This window comes from Pseudomonas chlororaphis, assembly GCF_001921865.1.
GTDB classification, from domain to species: domain Bacteria; phylum Pseudomonadota; class Gammaproteobacteria; order Pseudomonadales; family Pseudomonadaceae; genus Aquipseudomonas; species Aquipseudomonas chlororaphis_D.
Window position 1 is genome coordinate 17,499 of the sequence record NZ_MSCT01000001.1, and the last position, 21,632, is coordinate 39,130.

Sequence of the window (21,632 nt, forward strand, 5' to 3'; positions counted from 1 at the left end):
TCCCTCCGTTAGGCCAGGTAGTCGGCCAGGGCGTCCTGGACGCAGGCCGAGTCGAGCATCGAACTGTTGCGAAAGAAGCGCAGGATGTTGACGACCAGGGGGTGCTGGCGGTTGATCGGATAGGCCAGGCCCGCCGCCTCCTCGCGCAGTGCGTCCTTGACCGCTTCGGCGACCGGCAGTTGTTCGATCAACCGCAGGTCGAAGTCCTTCTGGATATCGTTGGTCAGGTACTGGGCCATGAACACCGGCAGCACCCGGGCGATCGCTTCGCGGTCGGCGTCGCTGGCGCCGTGCCAATAGATGCGCACCAGCCGCGACCAGAAACCCGAATGCCGGCCTTCGTCCTGCAGGTGGTCGGCCATCAAGCCCTTGATCGATTGCTTGACCGTATCGTCCTTGGCGAAGGCGGCGACATCGTTGGTCACGGTGTTTTCGGCGATGGCCACGCAGATCAGCTCCACCGCGTCGCGCAGGTGCCCGGGAGCGTTTTGCAGGGCCGCGGGGATGGCCCGGCTGAGCTCGATTTCCCGAGGCAGTTCGATGGGCTCGATACCGCTCATAGCGATGGTCTGCTGCATGAAGTCCATCGCCACCAGCGCGTGGTAGTCCTCGTCCACCACCACGGTCATGGCGTCGTAGCGACAGGCGAAGGGAAAGGCGATGGCGAAGCGGTTCTTGGCGATGCTGCGGGCGGTCTTGTCCACCAGTTCGGTCTCGAAGATCACCACGTCGTTGATGAACTTGTAGAGGCTTTGCACCAGCACGAAATCGCGCAGGTGGGCGCAGTGGTCGAGGAAGCCCTGGCTGTGCACCAGGGGTTGGCGGCTGAGCGGGTAGATCAGCTTGTCGTCGTCTTCGAGCAGGCGCCGCGGGCGGGTGCGGATGGTCGCGCGCTCTTCCCAGGCGTCGGCGAAGGACTGGTAGTCGAGGGCGTTCATGCGCTCACCCCGACCGCGGCCTGGCCCATGCTCAGGCGCAGCCCGTCCCACAGCGCGATGCGGCTGTCCACCGCGGCGATGGCCGCGGCATATGCTTCTTGCTGGCGCTGCGGGTCGCCGTCCACCAGGCGCTCCAGCAAGCGTTGCGCGGCCGGGCCATGGTCGTCGGAGTCGACCTCGATATGGCGTTGCAGGTAGTAGCGAAAGGTCGGCGCCTGCTCGATGCCGATGCCCCAGTCGTCGAGGATGCGCTGGAACATCGGCGGGATCACGCTCTCGCGGCCGTGGAGGAACGCCGCCGCCACGCAATGGGCCGGCGCCTGCACGGCGGTGTGCACGGTCTGGCGGACAAAGGCGCGGGCGGCCGGGTCGGCCTCGACGCTTTGCAGGGCGGTGTCGAAACTCACGCCTTCGCGCTGCAACGCCACGAAGCGTTCCACGGCGCGGGTACTGGCGCCGATTTCGCGCATGGCATCCAGGTACAGCTCGAAATGGCTGTAATGACCTTGCCCGGGTCGATCGTCGGACTCTTCGCCGAGCACGATCTCGTTGATCAGCCGCGCGGCCTGAGGGTCCTGCGGCGGTAGCCAGGGCAGGCGCACGCAAGTCAGTTCCTGTTGCAGGCGCTTGGTCAGCGACATGAAGTCCCATACCGCGAAAACATGGGTCTGCATAAAACGTTGAAGTACCGCGAGTGTATTGATTTCAGCAAAGATGGGGTGGTTGCCAAGTATCGTTTTACGGGCGTCGAGAAGTGTTTTACTGGCGTTCATTTGAGTTGCCTTCTGTAAGTGTTCAAGTGTGTTTTCTTGGCCGGATAAGTTCCGGCTCGTATGGGTGTTGATGAAAAATTGTTTATTGCGGGCGAACAGGGGCCTCGCACCTGAGTGGATAGTCTTTTAAGTTGTTGGCCTTATCCGCAATAAGGCGTAGGCCAAGGCTGGCTTGGGGGCGAGGCTCCCTGCCCATCGGGTGGTGAACTAACGATCGACTCGTATAACGTCGACGAAGAAAAACTAATACAGGGAAAAGTATCGGGCAAGTTGTTTTTGGAATACTTTCATATTGTGTGTTTTTAATGCGCGACAAGTTGCATGGAAACTTTAAGTTAAAGTTTCTTCGGGATGAAGTTGCCCCTTCCGACTTATATAAGTCAGAATTTCAAAGCTGAGTGAATGCCTCACTCGAAGCAACCTTTGCAGCGCTGAGTTGAAGTCGTTGAATATCCGGGAGAACAGGTCCGGGAGCCGATCCCGGTCATGTCCTCCAGTCGCTGGGCTCCTTGCATGGGGCTTTTGGAACGACGTGTAGCGGGCGGATAGCCGCGCCCACGTCCCTTTTTCAGTCGGCGACAGCAAGAGTGGGCCTAAATCGATGGCTGAGCCATCGTCGGCGTGCGTTCGGGGGCGGATGAGGATGGCGCGGCGGCGGATTATTCGCCGAGCAGGCCCAGGTGGGTATTGATGATTTGCAGCAGGCGCTGGCGCTGGGACTTGATGAAAAAGTGGTTGCCGGCGACCTCGATCAGCTCGAACTCGCGACGGGTGAACTCTCGCCAATTGGCCATGTTGCTGGCGGGGGCCAGCGGGTCCTCGCTGCCATAGAGGGCCGTGAGGGGAATCTCGAGGTTGTCGCTGGACTGGTCGCACCAGGACTCGAACAGCTTCAGGTCGGCGCGCAACAACCTCTCGTACTGATTGCGGCTGGCCTCGTCGCGGGGGATTTCGATCGGCGTGGCGCCAAGCGACAGCATGGCTTCCTGGAAAGGCGTCGCCGGCAGGGTGTGCAGCAGTGGCCGGGAGGAGGGGCTGTCGGGGCTGCGGCAGGCGGAAACGAACAGGTGGCGGGTCTGCCCCGGATAGTGCGCCTGGGCGCGCTTGGCGGTTTCGTAAGCCAACAGCCCGCCCAGGCCATGGCCGAACAGCGCATGGGGCTCGGCCAGCATCGGGCGCAGCGCGGCGAAGGTATCCACCAGCAGCAGCGGCCAGTCGTCGAGCGGCGTTTCGGCCTGGCGGCTGCCATGGCCGGGAAGCCGGACCAGCACCAGCTCGATGTGCCCGGCCAGCCCCGTGGACCAGTTGCGCAGTTGCTCCGGGTCCGCGCCGGTCTGGGCAAAGCAGATGAGCCGGGTCCGCGCCGGTTCGCCGGAATTGAGGACCATCAGCCATTTTTCATTGCGAGCGTGCACTGCTTTTCCTTAAGCCGGTGTGCCGGTCATTGCGTGTTGCCTCTGGCGGCTCCTGCCGCCGTTACCGCTGTCAGCTGTCGGCGGGCCGTTCGAGGTAGTTGCGAATGGTCTTCGCGGCCTTTTCCAGATGGCTGCGCAAAACCTCCAGCGCCCGCTCGACATCCTTGGCCTCGGCGGCATCGGTCATGGCGTTGTGGTCGTCCTGGGTGAGTTTGCCCAAGCCCATGGAGGATAGATGGAAACGCAGAAAGCGCTCTTCCTCGTTCAGCTCGAGCTCGATCAGGCCCAGCAGCTTCCGGTTCGGAGCCCGGTGGTACAGCGACATGTGGAACAGGCGGTTGAGGCGGCCGATCTCGGCATGGCTGGTTTCGCTTTCCAGTTGCGCGATATAGCCGCGGGCCCGGGCGATGTCCTCGGCGTCGAGCAACGGGATCGACAGGCGCAGCGCTTCCAGTTCGAGCAGCAGCCGCAGGCCATAGGTTTCCACGGCGTCGTAGCCGATCAGCTCGGCGACCACCGCGCCTTTGTGTTGCACCACGTGTAGCAGTGATTGCGCTTCGAGCTGGCGCAAGGCCTCGCGCACCGGCATGCGGCTGACGCCGAACAGGTCGGCCAGGTCTTGCTGGCGCAGTGCGGTGCCGCTGGGCAGGCGGCCGTCGAGAATCGCCGCGCGCAGGGTTTCTTCGATCACCGAGCGCGCGAGGTGGGCGGGAATGGGCCCGCTGACGGCGATCTTGCTCAAGGGCCTCGGTTTTTCTGTCACGTTAACGCTATCCTGTTTTCTATGAAGATTTGGATCCAATGGACGCTAGATAGCGCCCTGTCGCTTGTCAAACCAGGGCTGCGCCGAACGGGCGGCGCGCTGTCGCGGATTTGGCCGGCGCCGATTTTCGGGGTAGCGCTCCTGCGGCTCAAGTACCGGCCGATAAACGAACAGGTGCCTGCTTTCAGCTTAGCGTCTGCGCAAGGGCGGTGATTGTAAGGTGCCATTGTCTTTTGCCGGCCCAGCCTGCACCATCCTTCGACTCACGACAGCTCCCATGGACTCTTCGCATTGGCGGCACGTTTAGCTCTTTCTCGGACCCTGCGCTGGTTGTGTTCGGCGCTGCTGCTGGCCGGCTTGCTGCTGGGCGGCCTGCAAGCCGACTGGGACTTCTCGCAGATCAGCCGCCGCGCCACGGCGCTGTACGGGCCGCTGGGCGAAGGGCAGAAACGCATCGACGCCTGGCAGCAACTGCTGGTGGCCCAGAACCAGGCCAGCGAGATGGAACAGCTCAAGGTGGTCAACCTGTTCTTCAACAAGAACATGCGCTATGTGGAAGACATCGACCTGTGGCACCAGGTGGATTACTGGGAGACCCCGGTCGAGGCCCTGTGGAAGGGCGCCGGCGATTGCGAGGACTATGCGATCGCCAAGTATTTCAGCCTGCGCCACCTGGGCGTTTCCAGTGACAAACTGCGGATCACCTACGTCAAGGCGCTGCGCCAGAACCGCGCGCACATGGTGTTGACCTACTATTCAAGCCCGGAGGCCATGCCCCTGGTACTCGACAGCTTGATCGACGCCATCCAGCCGGCCAGCCAGCGTACCGACCTGCTGCCGGTGTACTCCTTCAACGCCGAGGGCCTGTGGCTGCCCGGCGCCAAGGGCAACAAGAAAGTCGGTGACACCAAGCGCCTGTCCCGGTGGCAGGACGTGTTGAAGAAAATGCAGGCCGAAGGTTTTCCGGTCGAGACGACTCACTAGGAGCACGAGCTCAGATGTCTTTGTTCAAACAACTGTTGATCGCAATCTGTCTGTTCCTGGTGGTCGCCTTCAGCGGCAGCTTCATGGTCAGCCTGGAAAGTTCGCGGACCCAGTACGTCAACCAGCTGCGTTCCCATGCCCAGGACGCGGCCACGGCGCTGGCCTTGTCCCTGACCCCGAATATCGACGACCCGGCGATGGTCGAGCTGATGGTCAGTTCGATTTTCGACAGCGGCTATTACTCGAGCATCCGGGTGGTCAACCAGGTGACTGAAGAAGTCATGGTCGAGCGCAGCGGCACCCCCGAGGTCAGCAACGTGCCGGACTGGTTCGTCAAGCTGATCGGCCTGGAGCCGGCCGGCGGCGACGCGCTGGTCAGCCGCGGCTGGCAACAGGCGGCCCGGGTCGAGGTGGTCAGCCATCCGATGTTCGCCGTCGCCAAGCTCTGGCAAAGCGCCCTGGGCAGTCTGAGCTGGCTGCTGCTGTGCGGCGCCGTGAGCGCGGTGCTGGGGGCCTTGCTGCTGCGCCGCCAGCTCAAGCCGCTGGACTACATGGTGCAGCAATCCCATGCCATTGCCCGCCGCGAGTTCCTCAGCCTGCCCGAGCTGCCGCGCACCCCGGAATTGCGCCGCGTGGTACAGGCCATGAACCAGATGGTCGAGAAGCTCAAGGCATTGTTCCAGGAGCAGGCCGAGCGCAGCGAGAAGCTGCGGGTCGAGTCCTACCAGGACAACCTGACCGGCCTGGCCAACCGCCGTTATTTCGAGATGCAGCTCAACGCCCGGGTGAGCAACCCGGAGCAGGCCAGCTCGGGTTATTTGCTGTTGCTGCGGGTCAAGGACCTGGCCGGCCTCAACCAGCGCCTGGGCGGGCAGCGCACCGACCAGCTGCTGCAGGCGGTGGGCGAACAATTGCAGCGCGAATGCGCGCGCTACCCGGAAACCCACAACCTGGTGACCCGGATCCGCGGCGGCGAATTTGCCGTGCTGGCGCCGGGGCTGGTGCGCGAAGAAGCCCTGCAGCTGGCGCAGAACCTGGAAAGCGCGTTGGCCAGCCTGCATGCCACGGGGGCCACCGACGTGGCGTCGGTGGCGTCCATCGGCCTGGCGCCTTTCGTCCATGGCGATTCGCCGCAAGCCGTGCTGGGGCTGGCCGACCAGGCCCTGGCCCAGGCCGAAGCGCAGGGCGACGCCAGCTGGGCCTGCCTGGACCATAGCGCCGCGGCCAGTGTCGGCGACGATCATCATGCCTGGCACACCCTGCTGGACGGAGCCCTGCGCCAGCAGCGCTTCGAGCTGTACTTCCAGCCGGTGGTGGCGACTCGGGACACCGCGCTGGTGCTGCATTACAAGGTGCTGTCGCGCTTGCTCGACGAGCAGGGCCAGACCATCGCCGCGGGGCGCTTCCTGCCGTGGCTGGAGCGCTTTGGCTGGACCGCGCGCCTGGACCTGCTGATGCTCGAACTGGTGCTCAAGCAGATGACCGGGCATCAGGATTCGCTGGCGTTGAACCTGTCGGCCGCGACCCTGGCCGACCCGCAGGCCTTGAACAAGGTGTTCGAGATCCTGCGCCAGCACCCCAACCTGGGACCGCGCCTGACCCTGGAGATCGGCGAGGAGCAACTGCCCGAGCAAGCGTTGCTGGAACAACTGACCCGGCGCCTGCGCGAACTGGGTTTCTCCCTGAGCCTGCAACGCTTCGGCGGGCGCTTCAGCATGATCGGCAACCTGGCGCGCCTGGGCCTGGCCTACCTGAAGATCGACGGCAGCTACATCCGCGACATCGACCAGGAAAGCGACAAGCGCCTGTTTATCGAAGCGATCCAGCGCGCCGCCCACAGCATCGACCTGCCGCTGATTGCCGAGCGGGTGGAAACCGAAGGGGAGTTGCAGGTGATTCGCGAGATGGGCCTGTACGGCGTGCAGGGCCGCCTGTGCGGCGAGCCCGCGCCCTGGCGCTGAGGCGCTGAACATCGCCGGCCACCGGCTCCCGCGCTATAACGTGGGAGCCCATGGCCGGCGATGGATCAGATCAGGCCGGTTTCGTCGTCGTTGATCAAATGGCTCAAGCCGCCCAGCGCCTCGCGCGCCTGGGTCCGGTCCATCAGCTTGGCCTGGGCCGCCGGCGGCAGGTCGGTGACACGGATCACGCCCTTGCTGGTCAGCACCTGAATCAGGTCGTCGAGTACCCGGATCATTTCCAGGTCGCTCTGCTTGAGTTGCTTGAGGCTGATTTCCACCACTTCGTTGGCGTACCACTCCTGGATCTCGTGATGGTCGGCCGGCAGTGTTTCCGTGGCCTCGGCATAAGCTGCGGGCTCCACGCGAACCAGCTGGCCCTGTGCATCGCGTTGCACGTAGAACATGGGGAATCCCTCTAGATATGGTCCGGCATCATGCTGTCAGCAGCATAGGCCAACGGCGCGCTTTGGTCGCGAGTATGCGACGTGGCGGCGCAATCGTCACGGCGCGAAGAACCGGCCACCCAGGACGGGTGGCCGGTCGACCGCGGATCAGTTGTTGTTGTGGTCGATCTTGATGGTCGGGTCGCTACCGGCGATCAGCGAGCTGATGTTGGTATTGGACCAGTTGTTGCCTTCCAGCTTGATCGTCACGTCCGCGTTGGCGATGCCGCCGGCCGCGTTGAGCTTGCCTTCGGAGCTGACTTGCAGGGTCGAGGTACCGTCCACCGTGGTGATCTTCAGGAAGTTGTCGATGGTGCTGCCGGTCTCGCCCTGCAGCAGATCGCGCAGGTCGATGCGGTCGCCTTCGCTGGCCTTGAAGTCCTTGATCACATCGTTGCCGGTGTCGCCGGCCTTCCAGACGAAGGTGTCGGCGCCCGATCCGCCGATCAGGATGTCGTTGCCCGAACCGCCAATCAGCGTGTCGTTGCCGGTACCGCCCAACAGGATGTCGTTACCCTTGCCACCGTCGAGCAGGTCGTTGCCGCCCTGGCCGAAGAGGATGTCGTTGCCGGCGCCGCCCAGCAGCGTGTCGGCCCCGTCATGGGCACCGGACACATCGAACTGGGTGTAGTGCTCGGTGATGTACTGGTGCACGTTGCTGGTGGTGACCTTGCTGGCGTCCACGCCGGTCTGCTGGGCCACGAAGGCCTGCATGGCCTGGTAACCCTCGCCGGCGATGCCGTTGAAGCTCACCAGGTCGCCGAACAGGATGTCGTTGCCGTTGCCGCCGCTGGCCGTATCGGAGCCCGGTAATGTCGCCTCGGTATGGCCGAGGATGGCGTTGGCCAAGTTCGACGGGTCGATGTTGGTCTGTGGTGTTTTATCGCTGTCGTACGGCTTCAGGTCGTTGAGGCTGACGTCGTTGTTCAGGCCGATCGCTTCCACCTGCGACAGGCCGCTCAGCAGGGTGAAGCTGCTGGTGCTGGCGTTGTTGCTGGTGGACACATTGTATGAGTCGCCATAGCCGGTGCCGCCCAGGCTGGACAGCTCGTAGGTGCCGTCGCCCTGGGCATGGATGGTGCCCAGGTTGCTCCAGTTCCAGCTGCCGTTCCTGTAAGTCTGCAAGACCACGGCACCGGCGGTGCTGATCGTCAGGTAGTGCGTGCTGTCGATGTAAGTGGCGAAGCTGTTGCCCAGCGTGTAGTTGCTGGTCGTCACCACGCTGTCGAACTTGACGTTGCCGTACAGCGTCGGGTTGGTCTGCTCGCCGGCCTGGTAGTACGTCGGCTGGCCGTCGGTGATGAAGTACGTGAGGTTGGTGGCGTTGGTATTGCCGGTGGCCTGGGCGCTCTGGAAGAAGTTCGCCGTGGTCTTGAACACGTCTTCGTAGTTGGTGCCGCCGCCGGACGCCATGGAGTCCAGGACCGACTTGAGCTGGGTCAGGGCGTTCGGATCGTTCAGGTTCACCGAGATCTGTTTGTTGACCTGGGTATCGAAGTCCGCCAGGAAGATGTTCACGGTGCCCGAGGTGCTGGCGCCGAGGCTGTTCTTCAGCGAGTTGAACACCGTGGTCAGCGAGTCCTTGGCCGCGGTGAGCGAGGCGGTGCTCATGCTACCGGAGCTGTCGACCATGAACGCGATGTTGTAGTTCTTGCCTTGCACCACGTTCAGGCCGGCCACGTCGGCGACCATGATGTCGTTGCCCTCGGTGCCGACGAAGTTGGTGTCGTCGGCCGCGGTGCCCAGGCTGGCGCTGTAGGTCGCCGGGTACACGGTGACCGGGATCTGCGCCGTGCTGCTGGCCGAGCCGCCCAGGGATTCGGTGGAGGTCGAGGTCACGTTCAGGTTGAACGAGCCGTTGTAGTACGGCGGCGGCGTGATGGTCAGTGAGCCCAGGTTCCAGCCGGTGACGTTCACTTCGCCGACGCTGGCGCTGGCGGTGAAGGTATGGCCTGCGCCATCGCTGAGCACCGAGCCCGCCGGAATGCCGCCGATCTTCACGCTCAGGCTTTCCGAGCCGTCGGTGTCGGTCAGGGCGGTGGTGATCTTCGCCAGCTTGACGCTGCCGCCTTCGGCCCCTTCGTTGTACTTGTAACCGTCGTAGTAGCCTTCGCCGTTACTGCCATGCAGCTCGGAGAGGGTCACGCCGGCATTGTTCAGCGCGGCTTCGTTCGGGTACATCGGGATGTTGGCGCTGCTCAGGTCGACCGCCGTGCCGCCGTTGACCGACAGGTTGACGTCATAGCTGCCCGGGCCGCTCTGGTTGGCGTGGTAGATGTCCAGGGTGTAGTAGCCGCTGGTGGTCGGGGTGAACGACCCGCTGATACCGCCGCCCGAACCCCAGAGCGCGGTGGCCACGTTCTTGCCGCCGATGGTGATCAGCAGGCTGTCGTCGCCGGTACCGCTGAAGCTGTAGGTCTTGCCGGCCTCGAGGTAGATCAGCCCGGAGGTTTTCGAGCCGCTGCCGCCAGCCACGCTGCTGTCGGACTGGGCATTGGTCACCGTGGTGGTGCTGGTCGGGTTGCCGGACTTGTCGAAGACCGCTTTCAGCGCATCGCCGGTGATGCCGTTGCCGTTGGTGCCCAGGCCGCTGAGGCTGGTCCAGGACTCCTTGAGCAGGCCGATGGAGTTCACGCTGTTGTTCGCCACGTTCAGGGTCGGCGCGTCGGCCACCGGGGTGATGTCGATCTTCACGGTGCCGGTATTGCCCAGGGCCTGGCCGTCGGTTGGCTGGAACTTGATCTGTGCGTAGTCGGCCTGTTGGTTGCCCACGCCGCTGCCGTTATAACCGTCGACGCCCGACTCGTTGGCATCCGGCGTGAAGCGCAGCTTGCCGGCGTCGATATCGGCCTTGGTCAGAGTCTGGTTGAGGGTCACGTCCTTCCAGGTCGAACCGTCCAGGTACTGCAACTTGCCGTCGCCCGGCAGCTGGGTGATTTTCACGCCCAGGCTGGCCGCGGGGCTGTCGACGTCGCTGACGCCGAAGGTGGCCCAGTTCAGGGTCAGGGCGGTGTCCTCGGTGCCGGTCACGGCGCCGCCGGTGGCCACTGGCGCGTCGTTCACCGCGACCACGTTGACCGTGGTGGTGGCGACGTTGGAGTAGTTGCTGCCATCGGTCACCGTCACGGTGATGGTCCGCGGCGTGGTGCTCGGGTCCTCACTGTTGTTGGTGAAGGTGATGTTCTTGATCTGCTGCATGTAGTCGGCCAGCGTCGCATTGCCCGACAGGGTCAGGGTGATGGTGCCGGTCTGGCTGTTGGCATTGATGGTGATGCCGTTGACGCTGTTGCCCAGGTTCAGCGAGTCGCCCGGCTGACGGTTGGTCAGCACGATGGTGGCGCCGGTCAGCATGGTGCTGTCCGGGTCGGTGATGCTCAGGTCGGTATCGGCGATCGATACGCCAGCGCCCGGGGTATTTTCGGTGAAGGTCACCTTGTAGTCGGCCCCGGTGGCGCCGCTGGAGTTGTTGGCGTCCAGGTCGATCACCGGTGGCGCGTCGTTGTCGATGATCGAGGTGGTGACGCTGCCGTTGGTGCCGCTGACCACCAGGCTCTCGAAGTTGCCGCCAGTCGCCGAGTCGATCTTGACCACGAAGTTTTCCGTGCTCTCGGTGATCTTGTCGTCGATGGTGGCGACGTTGAAGCTGGCGCTGCTGGCGCCGGCCGGGATCTTCACGGTGTACACGCCGGTGAAGTCCGAACCGTCGGCGGCGGTGCCGCTGTAGCTGATCTTCAGGGTGACTTCGGTCTGCGCCGGGTTGGTCAGGCTGACGGTGTAGGTCGCGGCCTGGCCTTCGGTGACCGAGGTGCTGCCGTTGATGCTCACAGTGGTGGTGTTGATGGTGTCGGTAACGCTGGTCACGGCCGGCACGGTGCTCGGCACCAGGTTCTCGAAGTTGCCGCCGGTGGTGGCGGTAATCTTGGCGCTGACGTTGCCGGCGTCGATGTACACATCGTCGCTCGGCGCGGCCACGGTCACGGTGCCGGTCGTTGCGCCGGCGGCGATATTGATCACCGCGCCGTTGCTCAGGGTCACGGTCATCGCCGTGCCGGCGGCGTTGGTCAAGGTGGCGGTGTAGACGATCGAGCCACCCTCGGCCACGGTAGTGGTGGCGCTCAGGGACAGGTTGGTGGTGTCGGTGGTGTCGGTCACGGTGGTGCTGACCGGGGTCTTGTCGCCCACCAGGTTCTCGAAGTTGCCGCCGCTGACCGTGCTGATCGAGTTGGTCAGCGGAGTGTGGCCGACCAGTACATCGTTAGGCGCGGTGACGTTGACTGTACCGGTGGTCTGGCCGACGGCGATGGTGATTTTCTCGCCATTGGCCAGGGTCACGATGACCGGGCTGCCGGTGACCGGGGAGGTCACGGTAGCGGTGTAGGTGATGGTTCCACCTTCGGCCGCCGAGGCAGTGGCCTTGAGGCTGACGGTCGAGGTGTCGATGGTGTCGGTGACGCTGGTGACAGCCGGAGTCGTGCTGGTGACCAGGTTCTCGAAGTTGCCGCCAGTGGTGGCGGTAATCTTGGCGTTGACGCTGCCGGCGTCGATGTACACATCGTCGCTCGGCGCGGCCACGGTCACGGTGCCGGTCGTTGCCCCGGCGGCGATATTGATCACCGCGCCGTTGCTCAGGGTCACGGTCATCGCCGTGCCGGCAGCGTTGGTCAAGGTGGCGGTGTAGACGATCGAGCCACCCTCGGCCACGGTAGCGGTAGCGCTCAGGGACAGGTTGGTGGTGTCGGTGGTGTCGGTCACGGTGGTGCTGACCGGGGTCTTGTCGCCTACCAGGTTCTCGAAGTTACCGCCGCTGACCGTGCTGATCGAGTTGGTCAGCGGAGTGTGGCCGACCAGTGCATCGTTAGGCGCGGTGACGTTGACCGTACCGGTGGTTTGGCCGACGGCGATGGTGATTTTCTCGCCATTGGCCAGGGTCACGATGACCGGGCTGCCGGTGACCGGAGAGGTCACGGTTGCGGTATAGGTGATGGTCCCGCCTTCGGCCGCCGACGCGGTGGCCTTGAGGCTGACGGTCGAGGTGTCGATGGTGTCGGTGACATTGGTCACCGCTGGCGTGGTGCTCGGAACAAGGTTCTCGAAGTTGCCGCCGGTGGCGGTCTTGATGGTTGCCTCGACAGTACCGGCGTCTTTATAGACGTCGTCGCTTGGCGCCGGCACGGTCACGGTGCCGGTGGTTTTGCCAGCGTCGATAGTGATGACGGCGCCATTGCTCAGCGTCACGGTCACCGGCGTGCCCGCAGCGTTAGTCAGGGTGGCGGTGTAAACGATCGAACCGCCTTCGGCCACGGTGCTGGTCGCGGTGAGCGACAGGTTGGTGGTGTCCGGGGTGTCGGTCACGGTGGTGTCGGCAGGCTTGCTGTCGACGGCCAGTTTCTCGTAGTTACCGCCAGTGGCGTCTTTGATGGTGGTGCTCAGCGAGCTGCCGCCGGCCAGGGCGTCGTTTGGTGCGGTGAAGTTCACGGTACCGCTGCTGGCGCCGACCGGGATGGTGATGGTTTGGCCGTTGGACAGAGTGACCACAACAGGCGAGCCGGTGACTGGTGCCGTGACGGACGCGGTGTAAACAACGGTGCCGCCTTCGGCCACGTTCGAGGTCGCGGTCAGGCTGACAGTCGAAGTGTCGATGGTATCGGTGACGTTGGTCACGGCCGGGGTGGTGCTGGTGACCAGGTTCTCGAAGTTGCCGCCAGTGGCGGTCTTGATGGTCGCCTCAACGGTGCCGGCGTCTTTGTAGACGTCGTCGGCTGGAGCCGCGACGGTCACGGAGCCAGTGGTCGCGCCCGCAGCGATATTGATTACCGCACCGTTGCTCAGGGTCACGGTGACCGGGGTGCCGGCGGCGTTGGTCAAAGTTGCGGTGTAAACGATCGAACCGCCTTCGGCCACGGTGTTGGTCGCGGTGAGCGACAGGTTGGTGGTGTCCGGAGTATCGGTCACGGTGGTGTCGGCAGGCTTGCTGTCGACGGCCAGTTTCTCGTAGTTACCGCCGGTGGCGTCCTTGATGGTGGTGCTCAGCGAGCTACCGCCAGCCAGGGCGTCGTTTGGAGCCACGAAGTTCACGGTACCGCTGCTGGCGCCGACCGGGATGGTGATGGTCTGGCCGTTGGACAGAGTGACCACAACAGGCGAGCCGGTGACTGGTGCTGTGACGGATGCGGTGTAAACAACAGTGCCGCCTTCTGCCACGGATGGGGTCGCAGTCAGGCTGACAGTCGACGTATCGATAGTGTCAGTGACATCGGTGACGGCAGGCGTGGTGCTAGGAACGAGGTTCTCGAAATTACCGCCGGTGGCGTGCTTGATGGTCGCTTCGACTTTGCCGGCGTCCTTGTACACATCGTCAGCCGGGGCAGCGACGGTCACGGAGCCAGTAGTAGCGCCCGCGGCGATGGTGATCACTGCACCGTTGCTCAAGGTCACGGTCACCGGGGTGCCAGCAGCGTTGGTCAGGGTCGCGGTGTAAACGATCGAACCACCTTCAGCCACGGTGTCGGTGGCCGTCAGGCTAAGCGTTGTGGTGTCTGGGGTATCAGTAACCGAGGTATCAGCCGGCTTACTGTCGACGGCCAGTTTTTCGTAGTTACCGCCAGTGGCGTCCTTGATGGTGGTGCTCAGGGAACTGCCGCCGGCCAGAGCATCGTTCGGCGCGATGAAGTTCACGGTACCGCTGCTGGCGCCAACCGGGATGGTGATGGTTTGGCCGTTGGACAGAGTGACCACAACGGGCGAGCCGGTGACTGGTGCTGTGACGGATGCGGTGTAAACAACAGTGCCGCCTTCTGCCACGGATGGGGTCGCAGTCAGGCTGACAGTCGACGTATCGATAGTGTCAGTAACGTCGGTGACAGCAGGCGTGGTGCTCGGCACCAGGTTCTCGAAGTTGCCACCGGTGGCGTCCTTGATGGTTGCTTCGACCTTGCCGGCGTCCTTGTACACATCGTCAGCCGGAGCGGCGACGGTCACGGAGCCAGTAGTCGCGCCGGCAGCAATAGTGATGATTGCACCGTTGCTCAAGGTCACGGTGACTGGCGTGCCGGCGGCGTTGGTCAAGGTCGCGGTGTAAACGATCGAGCCGCCCTCAGCGACGGTATCGGTCGCGCTAAGGCTCAGATTCGTGGTGTCTGGAGTATCGGTGACGGTGGTGTCAGCCGGCTTGCTATCAACGTCCAGCTTCTCGTAATTGCCACCAGTGGCGCCGGTGATGGTCGTGCTCAGGGAGCTACCGCCAGCCAGGGCATCGTTAGGCGCGGTGAAGTTCACGGTGCCGGAGGATTCACCGACTGGAATGGTGATGGTTTGACCATTCGAGAGCGTGACAACAACCGGCGAACCGGTCACCGGGGCAGTGACGGACGCGGTGTAAACGACCATGCCACCCTCGGCGACGCTAGGGGTAGCAGTCAGGCTGACGGTCGACGTATCGATAGTGTCAGTGACATCGGTAACGGCAGGCGTGGTGCTCGGAACAAGATTCTCGAAATTACCGCCGGTAGCGTCCTTGATGGTCGCTTCGACCTTACCGGCGTCCTTGTAGACGTCATCGGCGGGTGCTGCAACGGTGACCGAGCCAGCGGTTGCGCCGGCAGCGATGGTGATGACCGCGCCATTGCTCAAGGTCACAGTCACCGGGGTGCCGGCAGCGTTGGTCAAGGTCGCGGTGTAAACGATCGAGCCACCCTCGGCCACGGTATCGGTCGCCGTCAGGCTGAGTGTTGTGGTGTCCGGGGTATCGGTGACCGAGGTGTCGGCAGGTTTGCTGTCGACGGCCAGTTTTTCGTAGTTACCGCCGGTGGCGTCTTTGATGGTGACGCTCAGCGAACTACCACCGGCCAGAGCATCGTTCGGTGCCACGAAGTTCACGGTACCGCTGCTGGCACCAACCGGGATGGTGATGGTCTGGCCGTTGGACAGGGTTACGACAACCGGAGAGCCGGTCACCGGAGCGGTCACGGAAGCGGTGTACACCACAGTGCCGCCTTCGGCCACAGACGGAGTCGCGGTCAGCGAAACAGTGCTGGTATCGATGGTATCGGTAACGTCGGTGATGGCAGGCGTCGTACTTGGCACCAGATTTTCAAAGTTACCGCCGGTAGCGTCCTTGATAGTCGCTTCGACTTTGCCAGCATCTTTGTACACATCGTCAGCCGGGGCTGCGACGGTGACGGAGCCAGTGGTTGCGCCAGCAGCAATGGTGATTACCGCACCGTTCGACAGCGTCACGGTGACCGGCGTGCCGGCGGCGTTAGTCAAAGTCGCGGTGTAAACGATCGAACCACCTTCGGCCACGGTATCGGTGGCGCTAAGGGTCAGATTCGTGGTGTCCGGGGTGTCGGTAACCGAGGTATCAGCCGGTTTGCTATCGACATCGAGCTTCTCGTAGTTGCCGCCAGTCGCGCCGGTGATGGTAGTGCTCAGCGAGCTGCCACCGGCCAGGGCATCGTTCGGCGCGATGAAGTTCACGGTGCCGGAGGACTCACCCACCGGAATGGTGATGGTCTGGCCATTCGAGAGCGTGACCACAACCGGCGAGCCGGTTACGGGGGCGGTGACCGAGGCGGTGTACACCACGGTGCCGCCTTCGGCTACGGATGGCGTGGCAGTCAGCGAAACAGTGCTGGTGTCGATGGTGTCAGTGACGTCAGTCACCGCTGGAGTAGTGCTCGGCACCAGGTTCTCGAAGTTGCCACCGGTAGCATCCTTGATGGTTGCTTCGACTTTGCCGGCATCTTTGTAGACGTCATCGGCAGGCGCGGCAACGGTGACGGAACCAGTGGTTGCACCGGCGGCGATGGTAATCACCGCGCCGTTGCTCAAGGTCACAGTCACCGGAGTACCGGCGGCGTTGGTCAAGGTTGCGGTGTAAACGATCGAGCCACCCTCGGCCACGGTATCGGTGGCCGTCAGGCTGAGGGTGGTGGTGTCCGGGGTATCGGTGACGGTGGTGTCGGCAGGTTTGCTGTCGACGTCCAGTTTTTCGTAGTTGCCACCGGTAGCGCCGGTAATGGTGGTGCTCAGGGAGCTACCGCCAGCCAGTGCATCGTTTGGCGCAGTGAAGTTTACAGTGCCGGACGACTCACCGACCGGGATGGTGATGGTCTGGCCGTTGGACAGCGTGACAACAACCGGAGAACCGGTAACCGGCGCAGTGACGGAAGCGGTGTAAACAACAGTACCGCCTTCTGCTACGGATGGGGTCGCGGTCAGGCTGACGGTCGACGTATCGATAGTGTCAGTAACGTCGGTGACAGCAGGCGTGGTGCTCGGCACCAGGTTCTCGAAGTTGCCACCGGTGGCGTCCTTGATAGTCGCTTCGACTTTGCCGGCATCTTTGTACACGTCGTCAGCCGGGGCTGCGACGGTGACGGAGCCAGTAGTAGTGCCCGCGGCGATGGTGATCACTGCACCGTTGCTCAAGGTCACAGTCACCGGGGTGCCGGCAGCGTTGGTCAAGGTCGCGGTGTAAACGATCGAGCCACCCTCGGCCACGGTATCGGTTGCCGTCAGGCTGAGGGTGGTGGTGTCTGGAGTATCGGTGACAGTGGTGTCGGCAGGCTTGCTGTCGACATCGAGCTTCTCGTAATTACCGCCAGTAGCACCGGTAATGGTGGTGCTCAGGGAGCTACCGCCAGCCAGGGCATCGTTAGGCGCGGTGAAGTTCACGGTGCCGGACGACTCGCCCACTGGAATGGTAATGGTCTGACCATTCGAGAGAGTGACCACAACCGGCGAGCCGGTAACTGGAGCGGTCACGGAAGCTGTGTAAACAACAGTGCCGCCTTCGGCAACAGACGGAGTCGCGGTCAGCGAAACAGTGCTGGTATCGATGGTATCGGTAACGTCGGTGACAGCTGGAGTGGTGCTCGGCACCAGGTTCTCGAAGTTGCCACCGGTAGCATCCTTGATGGTCGCTTCGACTTTGCCGGCGTCCTTGTAGACGTCATCGGCGGGTGCCGCAACGGTGACCGAACCGGTGGTTGCGCCAGCAGCAATGGTGATGACTGCGCCATTGCTCAGCGTCACGGTGACCGGCGTGCCTGCAGCGTTGGTCAGGGTGGCGGTGTAAACGATCGAGCCACCCTCGGCCACGGTATCGGTTGCCGTCAGGCTAAGAGTGGTGGTGTCTGGAGTATCTGTGACAGTGGTGTCGGCAGGCTTGCTATCAACATCCAGCTTCTCGTAGTTGCCACCGGTAGCGTCCTTGATGGTGGTGCTCAGCGAACTGCCACCAGCCAATGGGCTGTTAGGGGCAACGAAATTCACCGATGCGCTGCTTTCGCCCACAGGGATGGTGATGGTCTGACCGTTCGACAGGGTCACGACAACTGGCGAGCCGGTGACTGGCGCGGTCACCGAGGCGGTGTAGACCACGGTCTCGCCTTCGGCGACGGTTGCGGTTGCAGTCAGGCTGACGGTCGACGTATCGATAGTGTCAGTAACGTCGGTGACAGCAGGCGTGGTGCTTGGCACCAGGTTTTCGAAGTTACCGCCAGCGGTATCTTTGATGGTGACTTCAACCTTGCCGGCGTCTTTGTAGACGTCATCGGCAGGCGCGGCAACGGTGACCGAACCAGTGGTCGCGCCGGCGGCAATAGTAATCACCGCACCGTTCGACAGCGTCACGGTGACTGGCGTGCCGGCAGCGTTAGTCAGGGTCGCGGTGTAAACGATCGAACCGCCCTCGGCGACAGTATCAGTGGCCGTCAGGCTGAGTGTTGTGGTGTCCGGAGTATCGGTGACCGAGGTATCGGCCGGCTTGCTGTCGACATCGAGCTTCTCGTAGTTGCCGCCAGTCGCGCCGGTGATGGTGGTGCTCAGGGAGCTACCGCCAGCCAGGGCGTCGTTTGGAGCAGTGAAGTTCACGGTGCCGGACGACTCGCCGACCGGGATGGTGATGGTCTGGCCGTTGGAAAGGGTCACGACGACCGGCGAGCCGGTGACTGGAGCGGTTACGGACGCGGTGTAAACAACCACGCCACCTTCGGCAACAGACGGAGTCGCGGTCAGCGAAACAGTGCTGGTGTCGATGGTGTCGGTAACGTCAGTCACCGCTGGAGTAGTGCTCGGCACCAGGTTCTCGAAGTTACCGCCAGCGGTATCTTTGATGGTGACTTCGACTTTACCGGCGTCCTTGTACACATCGTCAGCCGGAGCGGCGACGGTCACGGAGCCAGTAGTCGCGCCGGCAGCAATAGTGATGATTGCACCGTTGCTCAAGGTCACGGTGACTGGCGTGCCGGCGGCGTTGGTCAAGGTCGCGGTGTAAACGATCGAGCCGCCCTCAGCGACGGTATCGGTCGCGCTAAGGCTCAGATTCGTGGTGTCTGGAGTATCGGTGACGGTGGTGTCAGCCGGCTTGCTATCAACGTCCAGTTTTTCGTAGTTGCCGCCAGTCGCGCCAGTGATGGTCGTGCTCAGGGAGCTACCGCCCGCCAGAGCGTCGTTTGGCGCGGTGAAGTTCACGGTGCCAGACGACTCGCCGACCGGGATGGTAATGGTCTGACCGTTCGAGAGGGTCACGACGACTGGCGAGCCAGTCACCGGCGCAGTGACGGACGCGGTGTAAACCACTACGCCGCCTTCGGCAACAGACGGAGTCGCGGTCAGCGACACGGTGCTGGTGTCGATAGTGTCAGTGACATCGGTGACAGCCGGAGTAGTGCTTGGCACCAGGTTTTCGAAGTTACCGCCAGCGGTATCTTTGATGGTGACTTCAACCTTGCCGGCGTCTTTGTAGACGTCATCGGCAGGCGCGGCAACGGTGACCGAACCAGTGGTCGCGCCGGCGGCAATAGTAATCACCGCACCGTTCGACAGCGTCACGGTGACCGGCGTGCCGGCAGTGTTAGTCAGGGTTGCGGTGTAAACGATCGAACCGCCCTCAGCGACGGTATCGGTCGCGCTAAGGCTCAGATTCGTGGTGTCTGGAGTATCGGTGACGGTGGTGTCGGCAGGCTTGCTATCAACGTCCAGCTTCTCGTAATTGCCACCAGTCGCGCCGGTAATGGTGGTGCTCAGGGAACTGCCGCCAGCCAGGGCGTCGTTTGGTGCTGTGAAGTTCACGGTGCCGGAGGACTCACCGACCGGAATAGTAATGGTCTGGCCGTTGGACAGAGTCACGACAACCGGCGAGCCGGTAACTGGAGCGGTGACGGAAGCGGTGTAAACCACTACGCCGCCTTCTGCCACGGATGGGGTAGCAGTCAGGCTGACGGTTGATGTATCGATGGTATCGGTGACATCAGTAACGGCCGGCGTGGTGCTTGGCACCAGGTTTTCGAAGTTACCGCCAGCGGTATCTTTGATGGTGACTTCAACCTTGCCGGCGTCTTTGTAGACATCATCGGCAGGGGCCGCAACGGTGACCGAACCAGTGGTCGCGCCGGCAGCGATGGTGATGATTGCGCCATTGCTCAAGGTCACGGTCACCGGAGTGCCGGCAGCATTGGTCAAAGTCGCGGTGTAAACGATCGAACCGCCTTCAGCGACAGTATCGGTTGCCGTCAGGCTAAGAGTGGTGGTGTCCGGGGTATCGGTAACCGAGGTATCAGCCTGCTTGCTATCAACGTCCAGTTTTTCGTAATTGCCACCAGTCGCGCCGGTAATGGTGGTGCTCAAGGAGCTGCCGCCCGCCAGAGCGTCGTTTGGCGCGGTGAAGTTCACGGTGCCGGAGGACTCGCCGACCGGAATGGTGATGGTCTGACCGTTGGACAGGGTTACGACGACTGGCGAACCGGTAACTGGAGCGGTCACGGAAGCGGTGTAAACAACAGTGCCGCCTTCGGCAACAGACGGAGTGGCGGTCAGCGAAACGGTGCTGGTGTCGATGGTGTCAGTAACGTCGGTGACAGCCGGCGTGGTGCTCGGCACCAGATTCTCGAAGTTACCGCCAGCGGCATCTTTGATGGTGACTTCAACTTTGCCTGCGTCTTTGTAGACATCATCGGCAGGGGCCGCAACGGTGACCGAACCAGTGGTCGCGCCGGCAGCGATGGTGATGATTGCGCCATTGCTCAAGGTCACAGTCACCGGAGTGCCGGCAGCATTGGTCAAGGTAGCGGTGTAAACGATCGAGCCGCCCTCAGCGACGGTATCGGTCGCGCTAAGGGTCAGGTTCGTGGTGTCCGGAGTATCGGTAACCGAGGTATCAGCTGGTTTGCTATCAACGTCCAGTTTTTCGTAATTGCCGCCAGTCGCGCCGGTAATGGTGGTGCTCAAGGAGCTACCGCCCGCCAGGGCGTCGTTTGGCGCGGTGAAGTTCACGGTGCCGGAGGACTCACCGACCGGAATAGTAATGGTCTGGCCGTTGGACAGAGTCACGACAACAGGCGAGCCAGTAACTGGAGCGGTGACGGAAGCGGTGTAAACAACAGTGCCGCCTTCGGCAACAGACGGAGTGGCGGTCAACGAAACAGTGCTGGTGTCGATGGTATCAGTGACATCGGTGACAGCCGGAGTGGTGCTCGGCACCAGGTTTTCAAAGTTGCCGCCAGCGGCGTCTTTGATGGTGACTTCAACTTTGCCGGCGTCCTTGTACACATCGTCAGCCGGGGCTGCGACGGTCACGGAGCCAGTAGTAGCACCCGCGGCGATGGTGATCACTGCACCGTTGCTCAAGGTCACGGTCACCGGCGTGCCAGCCGCATTGGTCAAGGTCGCGGTGTAAACGATCGAGCCACCTTCGGCCACAGTGTCGGTCGCTGTCAGGCTGAGATTCGTGGTGTCCGGAGTATCGGTAACCGAGGTATCAGCTGGTTTGCTATCAACGTCCAGCTTCTCGTAATTGCCGCCAGTCGCGCCGGTGATGGTCGCGCTCAGGGAGCTGCCGCCCGCCAGGGCATCGTTGGGCGCCGTAATATTGACGGTGCCCGAGGATTCGCCCACCGGAATGGTGATGGTTTGACCGTTGGACAGCGTGACGACAACAGGGGAGCCAGTCACGGGCGAGGTCACGGAGGCGGTGTACACCACGGTGCCGCCCTCGGCCACGGACGGCGTGGCGGTCAGCGACACGGTGCTGGTGTCGATGGTGTCGGTAATGTCCGTCACGGCCGGCGTGGTGCTCGGCACCAGGTTCTCGAAGTTGCCGCCGGTCGCGTCCTTGATGGTCGCCTCGACCTTGCCGGCGTCCTTGTAGACGTCATCGGCAGGCGCGGCAACGCTCACCGAACCGGTGGTCGCGCCCGCGGCGATGGTGATCACCGCGCCGTTGCTCAAGGTCACGGTCACCGGCGTGCCGGCAGCGTTGGTCAGGGTCGCGGTGTAGACGATCGAACCGCCTTCGGCGACCGAACCGCTGGCCGACAGGCTCAGGCCGGTGTCATCCACCGAGTCGGTGATGAC

At 63.0% G+C, this 21,632-nt stretch carries 8 protein-coding genes; 2 read left to right on the forward strand and 6 right to left on the reverse strand.

The window, feature by feature from the left end; genetic code table 11:
• Window positions 1-8: 8 nt before the first annotated feature.
• The 4 genes from BTN82_RS00075 to BTN82_RS00090 form a co-directional block, all read right to left on the reverse strand.
• Window positions 9-938: a diiron oxygenase gene (locus BTN82_RS00075; protein ID WP_075117155.1), complete on the reverse strand. Its 930-nt coding sequence runs from the start codon at window positions 936-938 to the stop codon at window positions 9-11.
• Window positions 935-1,711, reverse strand: coding sequence for a DUF3050 domain-containing protein (locus BTN82_RS00080; protein WP_075117156.1), 777 nt, complete (start codon window positions 1,709-1,711; stop codon window positions 935-937). The genes BTN82_RS00075 and BTN82_RS00080 overlap by 4 nt, the downstream gene beginning before the upstream one ends.
• Before the next feature lie 659 nt (window positions 1,712-2,370).
• Window positions 2,371-3,126, reverse strand: coding sequence for a thioesterase II family protein (locus BTN82_RS00085; protein WP_075117157.1), 756 nt, complete (start codon window positions 3,124-3,126; stop codon window positions 2,371-2,373).
• 70 nt (window positions 3,127-3,196) lie between these two features.
• On the reverse strand, window positions 3,197-3,889 hold the full coding sequence (locus tag BTN82_RS00090; protein WP_075117158.1) for a GntR family transcriptional regulator: 693 nt from the start codon (window positions 3,887-3,889) through the stop codon (window positions 3,197-3,199).
• 291 nt (window positions 3,890-4,180) lie between these two features.
• On the opposite strand from BTN82_RS00090, the gene lapG reads away from it, so the two are divergent.
• Together lapG and lapD are read left to right on the forward strand one after the other, a co-directional pair.
• Entirely contained in the window at window positions 4,181-4,873 is a 693-nt protein-coding gene (lapG, locus tag BTN82_RS00095) for a cysteine protease LapG (RefSeq protein WP_075117159.1), read from the forward strand.
• Between the two features lie 14 nt (window positions 4,874-4,887).
• Window positions 4,888-6,834, forward strand: a complete 1,947-nt coding sequence (gene lapD, locus BTN82_RS00100; RefSeq protein WP_075117160.1) for a cyclic di-GMP receptor LapD — start codon at window positions 4,888-4,890, stop codon at window positions 6,832-6,834.
• A 65-nt stretch (window positions 6,835-6,899) separates the two neighbouring features.
• Here lapD and BTN82_RS00105 read toward each other — a convergent pair whose 3' ends face one another.
• Window positions 6,900-7,238, reverse strand: a complete 339-nt coding sequence (locus BTN82_RS00105; RefSeq protein WP_075117161.1) for a tryptophan synthase subunit beta — start codon at window positions 7,236-7,238, stop codon at window positions 6,900-6,902.
• Window positions 7,239-7,385: 147 nt separating this feature from the next.
• Window positions 7,386-21,617, reverse strand: coding sequence for an immunoglobulin-like domain-containing protein (locus BTN82_RS00110; protein WP_410002776.1), 14,232 nt, complete (start codon window positions 21,615-21,617; stop codon window positions 7,386-7,388).
• Window positions 21,618-21,632 lie beyond the last annotated feature (15 nt).